Below are 21,126 nucleotides of genomic sequence, written 5' to 3' on the forward strand. Positions count from 1 at the left end.
TGTCAGCCGACGCCGGCCTGCGCCTCGTCGGTCACCGTCACGCCCTCGGCGAACTCCACGACCTGCTGGTCGCTCAGGCCCAGGGTCTCCCAGGCCTGGACGACGACCCGGTGCTCGCCGTCGTCGTACGTCAGGATCTGCGCGCCGTCCTCCGAGGTGCGCAGCCAGCCGGCGTGCGACCCGACGGCGACCGGTGCCCCCTCGGGCTCGCCGGTGACCGACGACGACTCGAGCATCACGACGAGCTTGTCCTCGAACACGTCGAGGCCGCTGTGGTCGTCGGCGCGGGCGACGTTGAGGTTGAAGGCCGTCGCGCCCTCGAGCACGAAGCCGGCCGGCACCTTGGTCACCACGAACCCCGGCTGCTGCCGGCCGGTGTAGGCGACGAGCTCGACCCCCGCATCCGGGGCGGGCGCCGCGATCGAGGGAGCCGGAGACGTCGGCTGCGTGCGGTCGGCGGACACGGCGATCGCGACGCCGACGCCGGCGACCGCGGCCAGCGTGAGGCTCGCGGTCCCGACGCGCAGGGCGCGACGCCGCGACGCACCCCGGCCCCGGGCGAGGTCGCGGCGTACCGTCTCGTCCGCGGGGGCGGGCTCGGCGCCACCGAGGCGGTGCAGGCGATCGATGAGGTCGTGGGACTCGGTCATGACTTGTCTCCTTCGTAGGGTGCGGCCGGAACCGGTGCGGTCTGCGGGAGGAGCTCCCGCAGCTTGGCGAGACCGCGAGCCGTCTGGCTCTTGACCGTCCCCGGGCTGCACCCGAGCGTGTCCGCGGCGTCCTCGACGCTGAGGTCGGCGACGTGCCGCAGGACGACGGCCGCCCGCATCCGGGCGGGGAGCGCCCGGAGCGCGGCGAGGAGCTCCGCGTCGACCGCGGCCTCCCCGAGCGCGCTCGCGTCACCGGGCCCCGGACGGTCCGGGACCTCGTCGGTGACCCGCTCCCGGCTCACCGACGGGCGCCGGCGGTGGTCGATGAAGGCGTTGACGAGCGCACGCCGCGCGTACGCGTCGACGCCACCGCGACGACTCGCCCGTCCCCAGGCGAGATACAGCCGCACCAGCACGCCCTGGACCAGGTCCTCGGCGAGATGGTGGTCCCCACCGGTCAGCACCACGGCGGTGCCGAGCAGCGTGGAGCGGCGGCGGCGGACGAAATCCTCGAACTCGGCGTCGCGGGCCTTCGGTCTCATGCTCCCTACACGTGCGGCGGACGTCGCGGGGTTGCATCCACCTCCGGCGGGTCAGCCGTAGTGGCAGACGTACCCGAGCGTCTCGACGACCTCGATGTCGAACGACGAGTCACCGGGCACGCTGAAGGACTCCCCGGCGGCGTACTCCTGCCACTCCTCCGCGCCGGCCAGCCGGATGCGGCACCGCCCCGCGTTGAGCTCCATCACCTCGGGCGCGGCAGTGCCGAAGGTCAGGCTCGCCGGGAAGATGACGCCCGCGGACTTGCGGGTGCCGTCGGCGAGGAAGAACGTGTGGCTCACGCAGGCGCCGTCGAAGTAGACGTTGGCCTGCGGGTCGAGGGTGACGTTGTCGTACGTCGCGCGCTGGGTGCTGTCGGTGGTCACGGGCGCGAAGCCTACTGGCGCGCGTAGGTCAGCACCGCGCAGCCGTTGTCGAACGTCCGCAGGTCCTCGAGCCGGAACGCCTCGGGCGCGAAGGGCCGGTCGAGCATCCGGACACCGCTGCCCGCCACCACGGGGTACTTCTTCACCACGAGCCGGTCGATCTCGCCGCTCACCTCCCCGGCCAGGCGACCGCCGCCGGCCAGGTAGACGTCGTACGCCGAGTCGGTGGCCTTGAGGCGGCGGACCACCTCCAGCGGCGACTCCGCGGTGATCTCGACCGGGCCGTCCGCGGCGGACAGGGAGCCGCTGACGACGACGGTGCGCAGGTGGGCGTAGGGGTCGGCGATGCCGGCCGCGAGCGCCGGGTCGTAGGTGCGCCGGCCCATCACGACGGTGTCATAGCGGGCCAGCGGCGCATCGGCCACGCCGAGCGCGGCGCGCAGGTGGCCGGGCTGGAGGTCGGCGTACTCCTCGGCGAGGAAGGCCAGGAAGTCGTCGGAGAGGCCGAAGAAGTCCACCTCGTCCTGCGGTCCGGCGATGAAGCCGTCGAGGGTGACACCGATGTAGTAGGTCAGCGCGGGCATGCCGGAGAGCAAACCACTACAGATGAAGTACGTCAAGTGTCCTTGTTCGGCGGCGGATGTTCGGGCAGGATGCGGCCATGGCCCGCAACCCCGCCCGTCGCGGCGAGCTCCTCGACGCCGCCACCGACCTCCTCGCCGCCGTCGGCGCGCGCGGGCTGACCTTCCGCGGGGTCGACGAGCAGGCGGGAGCACCGACCGGGACGACGTCCAACTACTTCCGCTCCCGCGACGACCTGCTCCGCGAGCTCTGCGACCACGTCTTCGCCCGCCTCACCCCGGACCCGGCGTACGTCGCCGACCGGCTCGACGCTCCCCGGACCCGGGACCTGGAGGCGGCCCTCATGCACGACCTGGTCGAGCGCGCGAACGCCGACCGGCCCGGCCACCTCGCTCTGTTCGAGCTGCGGATGGAGGCCTCCCGCCACCCCGCGCTGCGCGAGGTGTTCACCGCCCGCTTCCGCGCGAACCTCGAGGCGATCACCGCCGACCACGTCGACGGCGGGTTCCCCGGCGGGCCCGAGGCCGCGCGCGTGCTCTACCTCGCGATGACCGGCCTGCTCTTCGAGCACCTGACCCTCCCCGGGCTGCACGCCGACGGGCCGGAGGAGCTCGGCGCGTTGGTGTCCGGCCTCGTGGAGCGGATCGTGCCCGCCCGCTAGTTGTTCTAGCCGGCTCAGCCGGGCGTCGGGGCGCGCGGACTGCGGCGGTACGCCGAGACCGTCGGGTCGCCGTCGAGCCAGAACCGCCACGGCACGTCGGCCGCCTTCGACACCCCCACCCGCGGCCCGCTGGCGATCCGCGGCCGGCCGCGGCGCTCGGGGCCGAGGCGGACACCGGTGAACTCCGGACCGCTCCCGTGATCGGCCAGCAGGTCCGTGCCGAGGTCGTCGAGCGTGATCCCCAGCGCCTGCGCCAGATTGCCCGGCCCGCGGGCCAGCTGGACGTCGCGCTCGGGCGCGGTCCCACCGCGGCGGAACCGGGCCAGCTCGTGGCCCTCGACGACCTCGCCGGCGCGCAGCAGCACGGCCGCGCCGATCTCCGTGGGTCCGGTGACCACGTTGGCACAGAAGTGGATGCCGTAGGAGCGGTAGACGTAGAGCCGGTACGACGGCCCGTACATGATCTCCGAGCGCGGCGTGCGCGTGAACGCGTGCGACGCCGGGTCCTCGCACCCGCCGTACGCCTCCACCTCGGTGATCCGCACGCTCACCCCGTGACCGACGATCGTCCGACCCAGCAGAGCCTTGGCTCGCCGTACGACGTCGGGCTGGGTGCGGGCGCTCACGTCCGCGACGATAGCCGTCCGCGACGGGCCGGAGCGGAGGCCCGTCGTTCGTCGCGCGGCACACGACGGTCAGCGCGCGTCTGCGACGATCGGCGGGTGGAGATCGAGGTCGTCGGGGCCGTCATCGTCCGGGACGGGCTCGTCCTGTGCGCGCAGCGCCGGCCCGGCGGCGAGACGGGCGGGCTGTGGGAATTCCCCGGCGGGAAGATCGAGCCCGGCGAGAGCGCGCGGGAAGCCCTCGAACGCGAGATCCGCGAGGAGCTGCACTGCGAGGTCGCGGTCGGCGCCGAGCTCGCGACCACGACACACAGGTACGGCTTCGGCACGGTCACGCTGACGACCTTCCACTGCGAGCTGATCAGCGGCACCCCGGTGCTCACCGAGCACGCCGCCGTCACCTGGCGCCCGACGCACGCGCTCCTCGACCTGGCGTGGGCGCCGGCCGACGTACCCGCGGTGGAGCTGCTCGCCGCCGGTGCATCCGACGTGCGGAAGGTGTGACCCGCCGGCCAGCGGGCATCTGGCTTCCAGGAGGTCGCTCCCGCGACCGGGATCGAGGAGCTGAGCACATGCAGACCCTGCTTCGACGGACGGCGAGCACGATCGCACTGCTGACCGGCGGCGTCGCACTCGGGGCCGGCACCGGAGCCGTGCCGGCGACGTACGCCGCGCCCGCGGCGGTGTGCGACGGCCGGACCGCCACGATCGTCGGCACCGAGGGAGCCGACAAGCTCCACGGCACCCCGGGCCGCGACGTGGTCGTGCTCGGGGGCGGCAACGACCAGTTCCGCGGCGGCGACGGCGACGACCTCATCTGCGCCGGGGACGGCGACGACAACATCTTCGGCGAGGGTGGCGACGACACCGTCCTCCTCGGCGACGGGGACGACCTCGGCTACGCCACGGACGGTCGCGATCGGATCGTGGGCGGTCGCGGCGACGACGTCCTGACCAGCACCGCGGTCACCGCGGACCTGCGTCCCGGGCCCGGCGACGACTGGGTCTCGGCCAGCTACCTGACCAGCCCCGTGCGCCTCGGTCGCGGAAACGACCTGTTCATCGGCTACCGCGTGACGGGCGAGATCCGCGGCGGCAGCGGCGACGACCGGTTCCACGCCGAGGTCAGCGGCGCCACCCCGCCGAGCGGTGCCCCCACCGCGACCGACGCGCGCTGGATCGGCGGCTCCGGCCACGATGCCTTCTCCGCCCAGACGCTCCGCAGCCCGCTGACGATCGACGTCGCGGCCGGCCTCGTCCGCTGGGCCGAGGGCGACATCCGCGTCGACGGACTGGAGTCCTTCACGGGCGGCATCGCCGACGACGTCATCACCGGCAGCTCCGCCGCCGAGACGCTGTACGGCTGGAAGGGCGAGGACCGGATCGTCGGTCGCGGTGGCGCCGACCAGATCCACGGCAACGGCGGTCACGACGTGCTCCGCGGCAACGGTGGCAACGACCGGCTGGTCGGTGATCGCGGCAACGACCGCGCCGACGGCGGGCCGGGCCGCGACCGCTGCGACGCGGAGACCACGACGAACTGCTGACGGCGACCGCTTCGCGGGCTCCGGCGGGCCGTGGCCGCCCGAGCGAGGTGGGTCCGCCACCCTCGCCTGGGCATGCGTGAACGCGCGGACCGGGGCCCGGGACGGCCGGGCTCGGACCCTGACCAGTCGTGGCTCGGTGGATGCGCTCGACGGCTTAGGTGCGTCGGTGGAAGCGGATGTCGCCGTTGGGGAGGCGCTCGTGGGTGTAGCGGTGGTCGTGGATGCGGTGATGGTGGTGGTTGCAGAGGCTGATCGCGTTGGTCAGGTCGGTGGTGCCGCCGTGGGTCCAGGGGGTGAGGTGGTGGGCCTCGGTCCAGGTGGCGGGGATGGTGCAGCCTTCGGCGCGGCAGTGGTGGTCACGTAGGCGAAGGGCGCGGCGTTGGGCGCGGGTGAACAGGCGGGTGCGTCGGCCGAGGTCGAGGACCTCGCTGGTGGTGGCGAGGACGGCGGGGATGATCGTGGCCTGGCAGGCCAGGCGTCGTGCTTCGGAGGCGGAGATGGCCTCCTCGCCGTCGCCGGCGATCACTCCCGCTGCCGCGAGGTCGCTCAACAGCTGGGTGAGGGTGAGGGTCACGATGACGGTGGTCGCGTCCCCGCCCTGCTCGGGCAGGTGGTCGGGGTCGAGGGTCTCGAGCAGTGCAGCCAACGCGTGGGCGTAGGCGCGGTGTTGCGGCACCCGTTCCCCTCGGGGATGACCGCCCGGACGACCAAACCGATGCGCGGTGTGCTCCTGACCGTCGGCGTGGGCGTCGGCGTGGGCGTGGGTGCGGGGGTTGGTGTAGGCGTGGAAGTAGTGGCGTAGGCGTTGCGCGACCGGGGTGGGCAGGACTCCCGAGAGCCGGGTCCGCCCGTCGCCGAGGTCGCGGAAGCGCAGCGATGCCTTCTCCCGGGCCCGGCGTTCCTCGTCCTCGAGCCGTCTGCCCTCCTCGGCGTCGGCGAGGTCGGGGGCGACGACCTCGAGGATCCGGCGGCCGAGTCGTTGGAGGTCACGGGGCGGGTGGTGGGCGGCGTACCCGACCAGGGTCTGCTCGGCCGACCCGGCGACAGCGGGTCCGAGGTCGGTGGGGAGGTCGTCGAGTGCGGTGGTGATGACACGTGCCTGGGCGGTCGAGACGGTCCCGGCTCGCATGCCGGCCGCCACGCCCGGATGGCGGTCCAACGCGAGGGCGAGGTGGAGCTCGGCTCGGGCGGTGCGGTGGTCGGTCTGGGTGGTGTGGGCGAGCCAGGCCGCGACATCGCGGGCACCGTGCCGGGTCGCGACGTCGTCACCGGTCGCGAGGATGCGGGTCTTGAGCTCGGCGAGCTGGGCCTCGGCACGGGTGAGCTCGACCAGGGCGGTCTCCTTCTCGGCCACCGACATGAACACCGGCTGCACCGCCCCCACCCCGGCCAGCACCCCACGCACCTCGGCAGCACAGGCCACCACCGGATGCGGTGCAGCGAGCGTGGCGGTCGACATCGGGTCTCCATCCTGAGGGCGCGACGACAAGGTCTCGCCTTCCAGGAGGAGCCTCCTCGGCTCAGCGGTCTCAGCGCACCTGGCAGGTGCGCGCCATGTCCTGCAACGCTGGGCCTCAGGTCCCCGGGACCACTCGGAGCGTCCCGCCGTACGGCCTGAGCCCACTCTATCACACCTTCGAACACATGTTCGACCACCGCGTCGCGCGTCCTCCGAATCGGACCGTTCCGCGTCCCCACCCCCGTCGATCGCACTACCGTGCCGGCCAGGAGGGACCCGATGGCTGCTGGAGACTCGGCACGGGACGAGGCCGATCGACTACGCGAGTACGCGCGAGCCATCGAGCAGCGTGCCAACAACTTCTTGATCGCCGCCGAGTCCGAGAAGACGCTCTCGAAGTACCTCAAGGAACTCGTCCAGTTCGGCTGGCGCATCCTCGAGGACCGCGAATGGCCCAACAGTTCACGGGCCAATATCGACTTCATAGCGGTAGGTCCACCTGGCGTCCTGGTGATCGATGCCAAGGAATGGGCGGACGTCACCATCGCCGACGGGACGCTCTATCGAGGCGATGCCGACGAGACGGAGACGGTGCGCAAGCAAGTCACGCTCATCGACCGGCTCGCCGATCAGCTCGCCGATCACGGACTCGTCCCGAGCGCGATCGAGTCGGTGCTCGCCTTCACGAACCAGGACATGAAGGCGACCCCCATCGGTCCGATCACGGCGATCGGCGCTCACCGGCTGATCGGCTGGCTCCTGTCGCGACCGCGTCGCCTGGCGGACGACCGACTCCACGAGATCGCGGACGACCTGGAGTTGTCGTGCCCGCCCAAGGCCCCGCTATCCCTGCTGACGCGAGCGAAGGTGCCACGGAAGCCGCGAGCGCAGGACGCACAGCTCGACGAGCCTCTGATCGGCTTCGACGAGGTCGAGGGCGCGCTCAATGAGGCCCTGTTGGCCAAACCGATCGAGGACTGGATGACCTTCATCCATCCGGAGCAGAACAGGCTCGTGCGCGCGCAGTGGAACGGGCCCTACCGAATTCGCGGTCCAGCTGGTACCGGCAAGACGGTGGTCGGACTCCATCGCGCTGTCTATCTGGCCCAGCGCTCCGATCTCCCCGTGCTGTTCACCTCCTTCGTCAAGACTCTTCCGCGCGTGCAGGCCGCGCTCGCCCGGCGCATGTCCGTCGCTGGGGCCGCGAACATCGAGTTCGCGAGCGCGCACCAGCTGGCATATCGCGTGCTCGAGGCCGCCGGGCTCGATGTCGTGATCGACATCGACGCCTGCAGCGGCGCGTTCGACCAGGCCTGGCAGGAGACGGCCGCCGCCACCAGGCTCACGCAGTACGAACCGCGGCCGGAGTACTGGCGGGAGGAGATCGACTACGTCATCAAGGGTCGCGGAATCCTGGACTTCGAGGCGTACCGCGACCTCGACCGTGTCGGCCGCAAGACGACCTTCCCGCGGGAAAGCCGGGAGGCCCTCTGGGCGCTCTATTGCCGCTACGGCGAGTTGATCAGCGAAGCCGGAGTCTGCGACTTCAACGATCTCCTGCTCAACGCGCTCGACGTCCTGGACGCGGAGCCGACCCTCCTGCAGTACGGAGCCGTGATCGTCGACGAGGTCCAGGACCTCACCTTGACCGGCCTGCGGTTCCTCTCGACGCTCGCGCGCGATGGCCAACTGCTGTTGATCGGCGACGGTCAGCAGTCGGTCTACCCGGGCGGCTTCAACCTCATCGAGGCGGGCATCAACATCACAGGACGCTCCACCGTGTTGAAGGTGAACTACCGCAACACCGCCGAGATCCTCGAGCGCGCGACCCGCGAGGTGGCTGGAGACCGGTTCAGCGATCTCGAAGGCTTGATCGAGCACGGCAGACGGCAGGTCGACGTCAGCCGGAGCGGCAATCCGCCTCTCGAGTTCCTCGCCAGCTCCCAGGCCCACCTGGAAGAGCGGCTCGTGGACCAGATCGCTCGGAGCCGAGACGCGGGCATACCACTCGGCGACATGGCGGTGCTGGTCGCCTACGTCGCCGAGGTCGGACGCTACCGGCGCATCCTGCGCACCGCCGGCATTCCCAGCGTCGAGCTGACCGCCTACGACGGTACGACGCAGGACAGGGTGAAGGTCGGCACGTTCAAGAGGGCCAAGGGCCTCGACTTCAAGTACGTACTCATGCCCGGTCTGCGCCACCACCCCCCGCGTCAGCGCACGAGCGAGACCGACTCGTCGTACACCGAACGGCTCGAGCGCTTCCGCCGCGAGCTCTTCGTCGGGATGACCCGGGCCCGCGACGGCCTGTGGCTCGGCTACCTACCTGGATGACCCACGCCCCTCGGACCGTCTCGACCCAGCCCGTCGCGGGCGGGTGCGCCGGTAGCCGCTATCCCTCAGTCGACTCGTGACCATCCACTGCGCGGTCCGTGGCCACTGGGCCCAGGCCGGCCTTGCTCGGAACTTCGCATCACCGACGCCGAACGGCCCGGCCCCTCCGAGGAGGGACCAGGCCGTCGTAGTCGCCTGCGTCTCGAAACGCCCTCGGCTCAGCTGCAGCCGGAGGTGCTGCCGCAGCCCTCGCACACGTAGCAGGAGCCGGCGGGACGCATCTTGGTGCCGCAGGTCATGCACAGCGGGCTGTCGACGGCGTGGCCGGTGATCTGCTCGAGGAGCTCGGCGGTCGTCTTGGCCGTCTTGGCCTCGACGACCGGAGCGCCGGCGAGCGGGTCGTCGTCGGTGTCGGCATCGACGACCTCGACCTCGACCTCGACCGGAGCGGACGTGGCGACCGGGGCGGACTCGAGGAGCTCGGAGGCGCTGCCGGTCTCCTCGATCGGCTCGTAGGAGCCGGTCTCGAGGTGGCGCTGGCGCTCCTCGGCGGAGTAGATGCCGAGCGCGGAGCGCTCCTCGAAGGACAGGTAGTCCAGCGCCAGGCGGCGGAAGACGTAGTCCATGATCGACTGCGCCATCCGGACGTCCGGGTCGTCGGTGAGGCCGGCGGGCTCGAAGCGCAGGTTGGTGAACTTCGAGACGTAGGTCTCCAGCGGGACGCCGTACTGCAGGCCGATCGAGACCGCGATCGAGAAGGCGTCCATCACGCCGGCCAGGGTCGAGCCCTGCTTGCCGAGCTTGAGGAAGATCTCGCCGAGCGTGTTGTCGTCGTGGGCGCCCGAGGTCATGTAGCCCTCGGCACCGGCGACCGTGAACGACGTCGTGCGGGCCTGGCGGGACTTCGGCAGGCGCTTGCGGGTCGGTGCGTAGACGACCTTCTCGACGACCTTCTCGACGACCTTGCCCTCGGCGGCCTCCGCGGCGTCGGCGGCGTCCTTCTTGGCCTTGCCGCCGCCGTCGGCGAGCGGCTGGCCGACCTTGCAGTTGTCGCGGTAGATCGCGGTCGCCTTGAGGCCGAGCTTCCAAGACTCGAGGTAGATCTGCTCGATGTCCTCGACCGTGGCCGACTCGGGCAGGTTGACCGTCTTGGAGATCGCCCCCGACAGGAACGGCTGGCACGCGGCCATCATCAGCACGTGGCCCATGGGCTTGAGCGCGCGCTCGCCCATCGCGGTGTCGAAGACCTCGTAGTGCTCGGGCTTGAGGCCTGGGGCGTCGACGACGTGACCGTGCTCGCCGATGTAGGCGACGATCGCCTCGATCTTCTCCTCGTCGTAGCCGAGCTTCTTCAGCGCCCGCGGGATGGTCTGGTTGACGATCTGCAGCGAGCCGCCGCCGACGAGCTTCTTGAACTTCACCAGCGAGAAGTCGGGCTCGATGCCGGTGGTGTCGCAGTCCATCATGAAGCCGATGGTGCCGGTCGGCGCGAGCACGGAGGCTTGCGCGTTGCGGAAGCCGTTGGTCTTGCCGAGCTCGACGACCTTGGCCCACTCCTCGGTCGCCAGCTTGTGGACCTCGGCGTCGGCGATGTGCAGGGTGCGCACGTCGTCGTTGGCGGCCTGGTGCTTGCGCATCACGCGCTGGTGGGCCTCGGCGTTGCGGGCGTAGCCGTTGTAGGGGCCGACGATCGCGGCGAGCTCGGCGGAGCGACGGTACGACGTGCCGGTCATCAGCGACGTGACGGTGGCCGCCATCGCGCGACCGCCCTCGGAGTCGTAGCCGAGGCCCATCGCCATCAGCAGCGCGCCGAGGTTGGCGTACCCGATGCCGAGCTGGCGGTAGTTGCGGGTCGTCTCGCCGATCGGCTCGGTCGGGAAGTCGGCGAAGCAGATCGAGATGTCCATCGCGGTGATGATCAGCTCGACGGCCTTGGCGAACAGCGGGGCGTCGAAGGTGTCGTCGTCGCGCAGGAACTTCAGCAGGTTGAGCGAGGCGAGGTTGCACGAGGAGTTGTCGAGCGACATGTACTCCGAGCACGGGTTGGACGCGGTGATCCGGCCGGTCTCGGGGTTGGTGTGCCAGTCGTTGATCGTGTCGTCGTACTGCAGGCCGGGGTCGGCGCAGGCCCAGGCCGCCTCGCTGATCTTGCGGAACAGGCTGCGGGCGTCGACGGTCTCGATGACCTCGCCGGTCATCCGGCCGCGCAGGCCGAACTCGGAGCCGTTCTCGACCGCGCGCATGAACTCGTCGGTGACCCGGACCGAGTTGTTGGCGTTCTGGTACTGGACCGAGGTGATGTCCTTGCCGCCGAGGTCCATGTCGAAGCCGGCGTCGCGCAGGGCGCGGATCTTGTCCTCCTCGCGCCACTTGGTCTCGACGAACTCCTCGATGTCGGGGTGGTCGACGTCGAGCACGACCATCTTGGCCGCGCGCCGCGTGGCGCCGCCCGACTTGATGGTGCCGGCCGACGCGTCGGCGCCGCGCATGAAGGAGACCGGGCCCGAGGCCGTGCCGCCGCTGCTGAGGAGCTCCTTGGAGGAGCGGATCCGGGAGAGGTTCAGGCCGGCGCCGGAGCCGCCCTTGAAGATGAAGCCCTCCTCCTTGTACCAGTTGAGGATCGAGTCCATCGAGTCGTCGACCGAGAGGATGAAGCAGGCGGAGACCTGCTGCGGCGCGGTCGTGCCGACGTTGAACCACACCGGGGAGTTGAAGGAGAAGTACTGGTGCGCGAGCAGCCAGGTCAGCTCGTGCTCGAAGACCTCCGCGTCCGCCGCGCTCGCGAAGTAGCCGTGCTCCCTGCCCGCCTTGACGTACGTCGACACGACGCGGTCGATGAGCTGCTTGAGGCCGCGCTCCCGCTCGGGCGTGCCCACGGCGCCGCGGAAGTACTTGGTGGTGACGATGGTGGAGGCGTTGAGCGACCAGAAGTCGGGGAACTCGACACCGAGCTGCTCGAAGACGGTCTCGCCGGTCTTCCAGTTCGTCTGGACGACGTCGCGGCGCTCCCAGGTGATCTCGTCGTAGGGGTGCACGCCCTCGGTGCTGAAGACCCGCTCGATCTTCAGGCCGCCCTTCGGGTAGCTGGCCGACTCGGTGGTCGTCTCGTTGCGGGCCGTCTCGGTCATGGCTCTCCTGGTCTCCTCTGTGCGGCGGGTCGGCGGGGGCGGCGGTTCAACAGGTACAGCGGGTGCGGCGGTCGTCACGATTGCGGCGGGACGGAGCTCCTGCGATCGACAGGGGCGGTGCCTTCGGGGAAGGGTGGTGGCCCGGCAGGCAGCTTCCCCACTACCTGCCGGGCGTCTGTGGTCAGCCCGTCGGGGCTGTTGTCTCGAGACTCGCCGACGGGCGCTCCTCCACCACGGCGGTGGAGGTGAGCTGGCGCTCGGCCCGCATCAGGGAGATCTCGTTCTCGAAGTCGGCGGCCGAGTCGAAGCCGCGGTAGACGGAGGCGAAGCGGAGATAGGCGACCTCGTCGAGGCGGCGCAGCGGGGAGAGGATCGCCAGGCCCACCTCGTGGGCGGCGATCTCCGGGCTGCCGGCCAGCCGCAGCTGGTGCTCGACCTCCTGGCCCAGCCGGGCCAGGTCGTCCTCGTCCACCGGGCGACCCTTGCAGGCCTTGCGGACGCCGGCGACGGCCTTCTCGCGGGTGAACGGCTCGGTCGCGCCGGAGCGCTTGAGCACGGTCAGCTGCATGGCCTCGACGGTCGTGAACCGCTTCTCACAGCTCGGCGACTGACAGACCCGGCGCCGCCGGATCGAGCAGCCGTCGTCGGCGACCCGGGAGTCGAGGACCTTGGTGTCGTTGTGCTTGCAGTACGGACAGTGCATGGCCCCTCCTCCCGAGCGTACGAGCTGTGGACAAGTCCCGACCTGGTCGTGCTGCTTGTGGAAAACCAGGGGGGATCTGTGGGTTCCCACCCCGGTCCTGTGAGTGACGGAGGGTCGCCCTGTGGACTAGATGTGGAGAACTACATCGTTGTAACTACTAGATGTAGTGGTAACCGTACGCCCCGGCCACCACCGATGCAAGCGGGCCCCGGCAGGAGTTCGGGACCGACCGCTCCGGCCACACGTTTGTGCAGGTCACCACGCACTCCGGCCGCGGTACGACGGCCCGCGCAGGGCGTGTCGCGGACCCCGCGGCGGCCCCGATGGGCGGGTTGCCGGGGCAATCCAGCCACCCATCGGCAACAATGACCGCCGTGACGGGTGGCAAGCGAGCTGGCGATCGAGCGAAGCCGAGATTCCGCCCCGCCCTGCTCCTGCTCGCCGTCGGCATCACCCTGTCGCTCGTGGCGTGGGGCTATCTCGTCATCGCCGCCATCGACTTCGGCGCGACCGCGCGCCACGACGACAAGTCCAGCGCCTGGGTCCTCCTCGGCGTCGCATCGGCGGGCGCGATGCTCTGCCTGTTCCTCACCTTCATGCTGGCCATCCGCCTCTCCCGTGCGCTCGGCCTGAGCTCGCACCACCACGAGCCGCGACCCCGGCGCGACCCCGGCACCCCCAAGGGGGGCAAGCGCGCCGCGCGATGACGCGCGAAGGGCGGGATCCGGTTCGGTCGGATCCCGCCCTTCGTCATTCCCCAGGGCCAGGAGTGGCCCCATCTCCACTGGGGTCGAGGCAGCGGAGAAGCTCGTGGCGCACGACGACGCGCCTCAGACCGGTCGCACCGGGCAGCACCGGGCGCGAAACCCGGTCCTCCCGCTACGAGGTCGGCACCCGCAGCTCCTGCCCGACGTAGACGACGCTGCCGTCGAGCGTGTTGAGCTGCTGGATGGTGCGCATCATGTCGCGCACGTCGTCGCCCGAGGTGGCCGCGACCTCGCTGGCGATGTCCCACAGGGTGTCGCCCGGCGCGACGGTCACCAGGTCGACCTGCGGCGCGCCGGCGTCGTCGCGGGTCGCGGCCGAGCCGGCGGCCAGCCACACGGCGGCCAGCGTGACGACGGCGAGCGCGAGCAGGAAGACCACCACCCGACCGCGCCGGGTCAGCCGGACCTGGCCGCGGGAGCGGGACGCGCTCGTCGTACGACGGGCGGGGGCGACGCGCGGGGCGAGGGTGATCGTGCTCATGGTGACCTCCGGGGGAAGTGGACGTGGGCCCTGGTCTATCCAGGGGGTCCGACGGAAGGTGTTCGATCAGGCGTTCGATCGAACATGTGTACGAGATTAGATCAGGTGTTCGAAGAAATCCAGGATCTGTTCGAAACTGCGTTCGACCGGCGTGTCGCGCCCGCGCTGCAACTACCTGTTCGCGCTGCTCCCTGACCCGTAGACCGCTCAGGGAGCGGTAAGGACAGGTAGTTACAGCGCGCGACACGCGGTTCGAACAGATGTTTGAAAAGGCCCCACGGGTTCGGTTAGCGTCGGACCACGGATCCGGGCACTCCCGGACCGCACCACCCGAGCCGATCTGGAGGGCATCCATGGCCGAGCGCACAGGCACCGACCGCACCGGGCAGCCGAGCAGCGTCACCGAGCTGCCCGACGGGCCGGCGGACGCGACCGGCCTGACCCCGCGCCAGCAGCGGGTCCTGGCCCACATCAAGGACAGCATCGAGAAGCGCGGATACCCGCCGAGCATGCGCGAGATCGGTCAGGCCGTCGGACTCACCAGCACCTCCAGCGTCGCCCACCAGCTGCGCACGCTCGAGGAGAAGGGCTACCTCAAGCGCGACCCCAACCGGCCGCGGGCACTCGAGGTCTTCCTGCCCGAGGTGATGGCGGCGCGGCGCGCGATGGGCTCCGTCGAGGACCCCGACCGCCAGGGGTTCGACGAGACCGGCATCGGCGACGCCGCGCCGGTGCCCGCCAACGTGCCGGTCGTCGGCCGGATCGCGGCCGGTGGCCCGATCCTCGCCGAGGAGCGGGTCGAGGACGTCTTCCCGCTGCCCCGCCAGCTGGTCGGCGACGGTCAGCTCTTCCTGCTCGAGGTCAGCGGCGAGTCGATGATCGAGGCCGCGATCTGCGACGGCGACTACGTCGTGATCCGGCAGCAGCCCACCGCCGAGAACGGCGAGATCGTCGCCGCGATGATCGACGGCGAGGCCACGGTCAAGACCTTCCAGCGCAAGGACGGCCGGGTCTGGCTCCTCCCCCACAACCCGGCCTTCGAGCCGATCGACGGCACCAACGCCACCATCCTCGGCAAGGTGACGGCGGTTCTCCGGCGGGTGTGAGGTCGGCCTGACCGGCCGGTGACATAGGGTCAGGACGTCCTGTCGCCGCACCTTAAGGCCGGTCCTGATGCCTCCTCGCAGCCGCTTCCCCTTCCCCGGGCTGCCCCTCCGCACCCTGCTGGGCGCTCTGCTCGCCGCCGTCGTGATCGTGCCGCTGTCCGGTGGCGTCGCTCAGGCCGACCCCACCGCCCCGACGGACCCGGCGTCCGCCGTACCCGTGGCCGCGGGCGACGACCCCGTCGCCCAGGAGCTCGCCGAGCAGGCCCTGGAGGCCGTGCAGGAGCTCCTCGAGCCCGCGGCGTCCGGCGCAGCCGACCCGGCGGCGCCCGTCACCACCGCCGAGGGTGCCGACCTCACCATGGCGCTGCGCGACCTCGCCGTCACGCGCGACGACCTGCCGAAGGGGCTGCAGGACGAGGCGGCACGGCTGCTCGCCCGCCCCAACACCGCCCACCGTCCGCCGCCCGGCAGCGGTGGCATTGAGTGCACGCCCGGCTCGGGCCTGCCCTGCTACACGACCGGTGAGGCCCCGCCGGTCTGCGGCGGCGGCATCTGCGTCCACTACGTCTCCAGCACCGCCGACGCCGCCACGCCGGCGTACGTCAACGCCGTGCTCTCGGTGATGAACAACGTCGCCGGCAAGTACGCCGCGGCCGGCTACCGTCCGCCCGTCGGCGACGGCACCGCCGGTGGCGGCACCAACCTGTTCGACGTCTACCTCGCCGACCTCGGCTCCCGTGGCCTGTACGGCTACTGCACGACCGACCAGCGGGTCGCCGGCCACGTCACCGCGCCGGCGTACTGCGTCCTCGACAACAACTACGCCGAGTACGGCCCGGTCCCCGGTCCGCTGGCGAACCTGCAGGTGACCGCGGCGCACGAGTACTTCCACGCCGTCCAGTTCGCCTACGACGTCAACGAGGAGACCTGGCTGCTCGAGGCCACCGCGACGTGGGCCGAGGACGAGATCTACGACGACATCAACGACAACCGCCAGTACCTCAAGGGCGGCCCGCTGGGTCAGCCGGCGCAGTCGATGGACTACCGCCGCGGCCTGGCGCCGTACGGCGCGTGGATCTTCTTCAAGTACCTCAGCGAGCGCTTCCCGGCCGTCAACGGGCCCGGCGGCATGCCCGTCGTCGTCCGCGACATCTGGGACCTCGCGGCCGGCGCCCCGAACGCGCGACAGGCGATCGGCACCGCGCTGGCCGCGCGCGGCACCGACTTGCGCACGCAGTTCGGCTGGTTCGCCGCCGCCAACCGGCAGCCGGCGCTGAACTACTCCGAGGGCGCCGCCTACCCGCGGGCCCGGCTGTGGCGCGGCGTGAAGCTCACCAACGCGCGCCGCTCCTTCTCCGACCGCACCTCGCTCAACCACCTCGCCTCGCGCACCATCCGCTTCAAGTCGAAGGTGTCGGGCAAGGCGCGCGTGCGGATCCACGTCGACGTCCCCAAGCGCAAGAAGGGCGGCTACGTCGTGGTGACGATCAAGAAGAAGGGCAAGGCGCCCGTCGCCAAGATGGTCAAGGTCAACCGCAAGGGCGACAAGACCAAGGCCTTCGCGTTCGGCAAGAAGGTCAAGTGGGTCGAGGTCACCCTGGCCAACTCCGGCAAGAAGGACGCCAAGGCCTCGGTCAGCGCCCGCGTGGTGCGCTGACCCGGCGCAGATTGAAGCGCTGAACGCGTCGACCCGGCGCAGATTGAACTGTCGAACAGTTCAGTCTGCGCCGGGTCGGCGTCATTTCGGGTTCAATCTGAGCCGGGTCGGCGTTACTTCGGCGCCCGGCCGCTGAGGCGGGCCAGCGCCTGCCGGACGATCGCGGGGTCGGTCGTGGGCCACATCGGCGGCAGGCTGGCCTTGAGGAAGGAGCCGTAGCGGGCGGTCACCAGCCGCGGGTCGAGGACGGCGACGACCCCGCGGTCCTCGGTGGTGCGGATCAGGCGCCCGCTGCCCTGCGCGAGGAGCAGGGCGGCATGGGTGGCGGCGACCTGCATGAAGCCGTTGCCGCCGGCCTGGTCGGCGGCCTTCTGGCGCGCGCTCATCAGCGGGTCGTCGGGCCGCGGGAACGGGATCCGGTCGATGATGACCAGCTGGCAGGTGTCGCCGGGGACGTCGAGCCCCTGCCACAGCCCCAGGGTGCCGAAGAGGCAGGTGTAGGGGTCCTCCACGAACTGACGCGCCAGCTCGGGCAGCTGCGCCTCCCCCTGCGCGAGCGTGGTGAGGTGGGGCAGCGCCTTGCGGACGTGCTCGGCCGCCGCCTCGGCGGCGCGGCGGCTGGAGAACAGCCCCAGGGTGCGACCGTCGGCCTGGTCGATGAGCTCGGTGATCTCGTCGAGCTGTGCCGGGCCGAGACCGTCGCGGCCGGGCGGCGGCAGATGGCGGGCGACGTAGAGGATGCCCTGCTTCGCGTAGTCGAACGGGCTGCCGACGTCGAGTCCGCGCCACGGCTGGGCGTCGTCGGGTACGTCGCCGCGCGGCCCGGTGCCGTCGCTGCGCTCGGACGGCTTCAGTCCGACCGAGCCCGCCACGGTCGAGAAGTCGCCGCCGAGCATGAGCGTGGCGGAGGTGAGCACGACCGTGTTGTCGGCGAGCAGCTTGTCGCGCATCTGGCCCCAGACCTGGAGCGGCGCGATGCACAGGATCGGCGGCATCCGGTCGGTGCCCTCGGTGCGCCAGAGCACGTCGGCCTCGGAATTGGCGGCCATCCGCTCGGCGGTCGCGAAGACCTCCTGGACCATGCCCTTGGCCTGGGTCAGCGCGGCGTCGGGCTCGCTCCCGGCGTCGGCCTTGGGGAACGCGCCGGCGCAGGCGCGGGCGGCGTCGCGGACCAGCACGAGCGCGTCGGCGAGCGCCTCGGGGACCTGCTCGAAGCGGCCGGCGGGGGCGTCGGTGATCGCGGCGCGCAGCGCGTCGGCCGCGTCGGCGAGGTCCTCGGCCTCGTCGCCCTCGACGTGGCGGATGCTGCGCCGGGCGGCTCGCTCGACCTCCGCGGCCCAGAGCTCGTCGGTGGCGGCCTGGGTGACCCGCGCGGCGAGCTCGTGGGCCTCGTCGATCACCACGGCGTCGTACTCCGGGATCATCGGGATGCCCTCGATGGCGTCGATCGCCAGCAGGGAGTGGTTGGTGACGATGAGGTGCGACTTCTGCGCCTTCTCCTTGGCGCGCTCGGCGAAGCACTCCTCCCCGAACGGGCACTTGCTCGCGCCCACGCACTCGCGCGCGGTGACGCTGACCTGGCGCCACTCCTTGTCGGTGTGCCGCGGGGCGTCGTCGCGCTCGCCGGTGCCGCGGCGGTCCTCGGCGGCCTTCTCGGCCCACTCGCGCAGCGCCAGCACCTTGCGGCCCATCGCGCCCATGGCGTCCTCGGCCTGGATCAGCTCGCCCTGGTCGTCGGGGGCGCCCTCGCGCACCCGGTGCAGGCAGGCGTAGTTGGAGCGCCCCTTGAGCACGGCGTACGACGCGTCGACGCCGGGGACCGTGCCCACCGCCTTGACCAGCCGCGGCAGGTCACGCTCGACCAGCTGGTGCTGCAGGGCGAGGGTCGCGGTGGCGATCACGACGCGCTGGTCGTGGAGCAGGGCGGGCACGAGGTAGCCCAGGGACTTGCCGGTGCCGGTGCCGGCCTGGACGAGCAGGTGCTCCTTGGCGGCGAAGGCGTCGGCGACGGCCTCGGCCATCGCCACCTGGCCGTCGCGGCGCCGCCCGCCGAGGGCCTCCACCGCCGTCGCGAGCAGGTCGCGGACCGGGGACGTCCGGTCGTCTGCGGTGGTGGTCACCGCAGAACCCTAGAGGGTCGCGCCGACGTCCTCGCGCACCCCTCCACAGCGTCTCGGTGCGCCCGCTCGTTCTCGCGGGCTACTCGACGGGCAGGAGCTCCCGGACCCGCGCCGCGACCCGGTCGCCGAACACGCGGTGACCGGCCGCGTCGGGGTGCAGCCGGTCGTCGTCGTAGCTCAGCTCGACGTCGAGCATGGACAGGTACGCCGCCCCGTGGTCGGCCGCGAGCCGGGCGAGCGTCGCGTCGACGGCCGCCACGTCGTCATAGCGCAGCCGCGGCGCCGGCGGCGGTCCCACCACCAGCACCGAGCGACCCGCGAGCTCGCGCATCAGCCGGTCGAACCCGGCCTGGAGGTCGGCGGTCGGCTGGTCGGCGTCGTTGAGCCCGCCCTCGACGACGAGGAGGTCGGCTGCCGCGACACCGGCGGCGGCCCGCGTGGCGTAGGAGACGTCGCCGCAGGCGCTGGCGCCGGAGGAGAACCCGCTGCCCGAGAAGCCGTCGACCCGGACCCGGCCGGGCAGCCGGACCGGCCAGGACCGCTCCGGGCGCGCGCCGACGCCGACGGAGTAGGAGTCCCCGATCACCAGGACCGAGGCTCCGGACCCGGTCACCAGCGCGGCCCGCGCCTCGGCGCGCTCGCCCCGGGCCACGCAGGGGTCGGTCCGGGCGCCGGCGCGCGCCAGCAGGGCCGTGCTCGCCACGGTCGTGACGACGAGCGCGAGCAGGCCGAGGAGCAGTCGGTGCCGAGTCACGCCGGCATCATCCGTCGTACCGGACGATCGGGTTGCCGAATTGGCCGAATCGCAACCGAATCGTCCGGTACGAAGAGGAGGCCGGGCTCAGACCGCGTAGGCGGCGAGCTCGCCGGCCAGCGCCTCGGTGGCCCGGCCGGTGACCCGGGTGCCGTCGGCGGTGTGCTCGAGGGTGCCGATCTCGCCGTCCTTGTGGATCCGGTCGATCAGGTCGCCCCGCGCGTAGGGGACGAGGGCGGTGAACTCGACCCGGGGACGCGGGAGCTCGGCCTCGACGGCGGCGATCGCCTCGGCGATGCCCTCGCCGGTGCGGGCCGAGACGGCGACGGCATGGGGCTCGCGACGCAGCACCCGGTCGACGACGAGCGGGTCGGCGGCATCGATCTTGTTGACCACGACCAGCTCGGGCACGTCGGTCGCGCCGATCTCGGCGAGCACCTCGCGCACCGCGGCGAGCTGGCCCTCGGGGTCGGGGTGCGAGCCGTCGACGACGTGGACGATCAGGTCGGCGTCGGCGACCTCCTCGAGCGTGGAGCGGAACGCCTCGACCAGCTGGTGCGGCAGGTGCCGGACGAAGCCGACCGTGTCGCTCATGGTGTAGACCCGGCCGTCGGCGGTGGAGGTACGACGCGTGGTCGGGTCGAGCGTCGCGAACAGCGCGTCCTCGACCAGCACCCCGGCGCCGGTGAGCCGGTTGAGCAGCGACGACTTGCCGGCGTTGGTGTAGCCGGCGATCGCGACCGACGGGACCTCGTTGCGACGGCGCTCCTGGCGCTTGGTGTCGCGGGTCCCCTTCATCACCTTCAGCTCGCGGCGGAGCTTGGCGATCTTGTCGTTGATCCGGCGCCGGTCGGTCTCGATCTTGGTCTCACCGGGGCCGCGGCCGCCGATGCCGCCGCCGTCCGCGCCGACCCGGCCACCGGCCTGGCGGGAGAGGTTGCCACCCCAGCCGCGCAGGCGCTGCTTCATGTAGTTGAGCTGTGCGAGCTCGACCTGCGCCTGGCCCTCCTTGGACTTCGCGTGCTGCGCGAAGATGTCGAGGATCAGCGCGGTCCGGTCGACGACCTTGACCTTGACCTTGTCCTCGAGGTTGCGCAGCTGGGAGGGCGCGAGCTCGCCGTCGCAGATCACGGTGTCGGCGCCGGTGGCCCGCACGATCTCGCGCAGGGCGTCGACCTTGCCGCGGCCGATGTAGGTCGCCGGGTCGGGGAAGGTGCGGCGCTGGTAGATCGCGTCGAGCACCTCCGAGCCGGCGGTCTCGGCGAGCAGGGCGAGCTCGGCCATCGCGTTCTCGATCTCGCTGATGGCGCCGCCGGTCCACACGCCGACGAGCACCACCCGCTCGAGGCGGAGCTGGCGGTACTCGACCTCGGTGATGTCCTCGAGCTCGGTGCGCAGGCCGGCGACCCGGCGCAGCTCGTGGCGCTCGACCAGGTCGAGGTCGCCGGTGGTCGGGTCCTCCCCCGCACGGAGCTCGCCAGCGGGCTCGCTCGCGTAGCCGGACTCGAAGTCGTCGAATTCGGTGTCGGGGTCGTCCCAGCCCTCGGTGGCTCGCAGCGCGTCGGCGAGGGAGAAGTCTTCAGCACGGTTCGTCATAGGCGTCGTCCAGCGTAACGACGAGCGCCACG

At 71.6% G+C, this 21,126-nt stretch carries 19 protein-coding genes; 7 read left to right on the forward strand and 12 right to left on the reverse strand.

Going from position 1 to position 21,126, the window contains the following annotated elements; genetic code table 11:
* Window positions 1-2: 2 nt before the first annotated feature.
* Genes ACPZVR_RS14300 through ACPZVR_RS14315 form a run of 4 tightly spaced genes read right to left on the reverse strand, consistent with a single transcriptional unit; the run spans window position 3 to window position 2,160 of the window.
* Window positions 3-650, reverse strand: coding sequence for a hypothetical protein (locus ACPZVR_RS14300; protein ID WP_436700259.1), 648 nt, complete (start codon window positions 648-650; stop codon window positions 3-5).
* Window positions 647-1,192 carry a SigE family RNA polymerase sigma factor gene (locus tag ACPZVR_RS14305; RefSeq protein ID WP_436700260.1) on the reverse strand — a complete coding sequence of 182 codons (546 nt, stop codon included), beginning with the start codon at window positions 1,190-1,192 and terminating at the stop codon, window positions 647-649. Before ACPZVR_RS14305 ends, ACPZVR_RS14300 begins: the two co-directional genes overlap by 4 nt.
* Before the next feature lie 51 nt (window positions 1,193-1,243).
* The gene (gene ppnP / locus ACPZVR_RS14310) at window positions 1,244-1,576 is read right to left on the reverse strand and encodes a pyrimidine/purine nucleoside phosphorylase (RefSeq protein WP_436700261.1); all 333 of its coding nucleotides are present in this window, start codon (window positions 1,574-1,576) and stop codon (window positions 1,244-1,246) included.
* Window positions 1,577-1,587: 11 nt separating this feature from the next.
* Window positions 1,588-2,160, reverse strand: a complete 573-nt coding sequence (locus ACPZVR_RS14315) for a dihydrofolate reductase family protein (RefSeq protein WP_436700262.1) — start codon at window positions 2,158-2,160, stop codon at window positions 1,588-1,590.
* Between the two features lie 77 nt (window positions 2,161-2,237).
* On the opposite strand from ACPZVR_RS14315, the gene ACPZVR_RS14320 reads away from it, so the two are divergent.
* Window positions 2,238-2,819, forward strand: a complete 582-nt coding sequence (locus tag ACPZVR_RS14320; RefSeq protein WP_436700263.1) for a TetR/AcrR family transcriptional regulator — start codon at window positions 2,238-2,240, stop codon at window positions 2,817-2,819.
* 14 nt (window positions 2,820-2,833) lie between these two features.
* On the opposite strand, the gene ACPZVR_RS14325 is transcribed toward ACPZVR_RS14320, so the two are convergent.
* Window positions 2,834-3,445: a DNA-3-methyladenine glycosylase gene (locus ACPZVR_RS14325; protein WP_436700264.1), complete on the reverse strand. Its 612-nt coding sequence runs from the start codon at window positions 3,443-3,445 to the stop codon at window positions 2,834-2,836.
* A 96-nt stretch (window positions 3,446-3,541) separates the two neighbouring features.
* Here ACPZVR_RS14325 and ACPZVR_RS14330 point away from each other — a divergent pair, with 96 nt between their 5' ends.
* Together ACPZVR_RS14330 and ACPZVR_RS14335 are read left to right on the forward strand one after the other, a co-directional pair.
* A complete protein-coding gene (locus ACPZVR_RS14330; protein ID WP_436700265.1) occupies window positions 3,542-3,946 on the forward strand; it encodes a (deoxy)nucleoside triphosphate pyrophosphohydrolase in 405 nt (134 codons plus the stop codon).
* 68 nt (window positions 3,947-4,014) lie between these two features.
* Entirely contained in the window at window positions 4,015-4,989 is a 975-nt protein-coding gene (locus ACPZVR_RS14335; protein WP_436700266.1) for a calcium-binding protein, read from the forward strand.
* 154 nt (window positions 4,990-5,143) lie between these two features.
* Here ACPZVR_RS14335 and ACPZVR_RS14340 read toward each other — a convergent pair whose 3' ends face one another.
* Window positions 5,144-6,448 (reverse strand): HNH endonuclease signature motif containing protein, encoded by a 1,305-nt coding sequence (locus tag ACPZVR_RS14340; RefSeq protein ID WP_436700267.1) that lies wholly within the window; start codon window positions 6,446-6,448, stop codon window positions 5,144-5,146.
* A 279-nt stretch (window positions 6,449-6,727) separates the two neighbouring features.
* Between ACPZVR_RS14340 and ACPZVR_RS14345 the strand changes: the two genes are divergently transcribed.
* Entirely contained in the window at window positions 6,728-8,782 is a 2,055-nt protein-coding gene (locus ACPZVR_RS14345; RefSeq protein WP_436700268.1) for a nuclease-related domain-containing DEAD/DEAH box helicase, read from the forward strand.
* A 218-nt stretch (window positions 8,783-9,000) separates the two neighbouring features.
* Here ACPZVR_RS14345 and ACPZVR_RS14350 read toward each other — a convergent pair whose 3' ends face one another.
* Complete coding sequence (locus ACPZVR_RS14350) at window positions 9,001-11,910, reverse strand: vitamin B12-dependent ribonucleotide reductase (protein ID WP_436700269.1); 2,910 nt, start codon at window positions 11,908-11,910, stop codon at window positions 9,001-9,003.
* 181 nt (window positions 11,911-12,091) lie between these two features.
* On the reverse strand, window positions 12,092-12,613 hold the full coding sequence (gene nrdR / locus ACPZVR_RS14355) for a transcriptional regulator NrdR (RefSeq protein ID WP_436700270.1): 522 nt from the start codon (window positions 12,611-12,613) through the stop codon (window positions 12,092-12,094).
* Window positions 12,614-12,987: 374 nt separating this feature from the next.
* On the opposite strand from nrdR, the gene ACPZVR_RS14360 reads away from it, so the two are divergent.
* Window positions 12,988-13,320, forward strand: coding sequence for a hypothetical protein (locus tag ACPZVR_RS14360; protein WP_436700271.1), 333 nt, complete (start codon window positions 12,988-12,990; stop codon window positions 13,318-13,320).
* A gap of 172 nt (window positions 13,321-13,492) precedes the next feature.
* Here ACPZVR_RS14360 and ACPZVR_RS14365 read toward each other — a convergent pair whose 3' ends face one another.
* Window positions 13,493-13,861 carry a LysM peptidoglycan-binding domain-containing protein gene (locus ACPZVR_RS14365; protein WP_436700272.1) on the reverse strand — a complete coding sequence of 123 codons (369 nt, stop codon included), beginning with the start codon at window positions 13,859-13,861 and terminating at the stop codon, window positions 13,493-13,495.
* Window positions 13,862-14,214: 353 nt separating this feature from the next.
* On the opposite strand from ACPZVR_RS14365, the gene lexA reads away from it, so the two are divergent.
* Window positions 14,215-14,967 (forward strand): transcriptional repressor LexA, encoded by a 753-nt coding sequence (gene lexA / locus ACPZVR_RS14370; protein WP_436700273.1) that lies wholly within the window; start codon window positions 14,215-14,217, stop codon window positions 14,965-14,967.
* 67 nt (window positions 14,968-15,034) lie between these two features.
* The gene (locus ACPZVR_RS14375) at window positions 15,035-16,624 is read left to right on the forward strand and encodes an MXAN_6640 family putative metalloprotease (protein WP_436700274.1); all 1,590 of its coding nucleotides are present in this window, start codon (window positions 15,035-15,037) and stop codon (window positions 16,622-16,624) included.
* A 113-nt stretch (window positions 16,625-16,737) separates the two neighbouring features.
* Here ACPZVR_RS14375 and ACPZVR_RS14380 read toward each other — a convergent pair whose 3' ends face one another.
* From ACPZVR_RS14380 to hflX, 3 genes are all read right to left on the reverse strand, one after another.
* On the reverse strand, window positions 16,738-18,744 hold the full coding sequence (locus tag ACPZVR_RS14380) for an ATP-dependent DNA helicase (protein WP_436700275.1): 2,007 nt from the start codon (window positions 18,742-18,744) through the stop codon (window positions 16,738-16,740).
* Window positions 18,745-18,823: 79 nt separating this feature from the next.
* Window positions 18,824-19,498, reverse strand: a complete 675-nt coding sequence (locus ACPZVR_RS14385) for an SGNH/GDSL hydrolase family protein (protein WP_436700276.1) — start codon at window positions 19,496-19,498, stop codon at window positions 18,824-18,826.
* Between the two features lie 87 nt (window positions 19,499-19,585).
* Window positions 19,586-21,094 (reverse strand): GTPase HflX, encoded by a 1,509-nt coding sequence (hflX, locus tag ACPZVR_RS14390; RefSeq protein ID WP_436700277.1) that lies wholly within the window; start codon window positions 21,092-21,094, stop codon window positions 19,586-19,588.
* Window positions 21,095-21,126 lie beyond the last annotated feature (32 nt).

Source organism: Nocardioides segetis (assembly GCF_051390595.1).
GTDB lineage: Bacteria > Actinomycetota > Actinomycetes > Propionibacteriales > Nocardioidaceae > Nocardioides.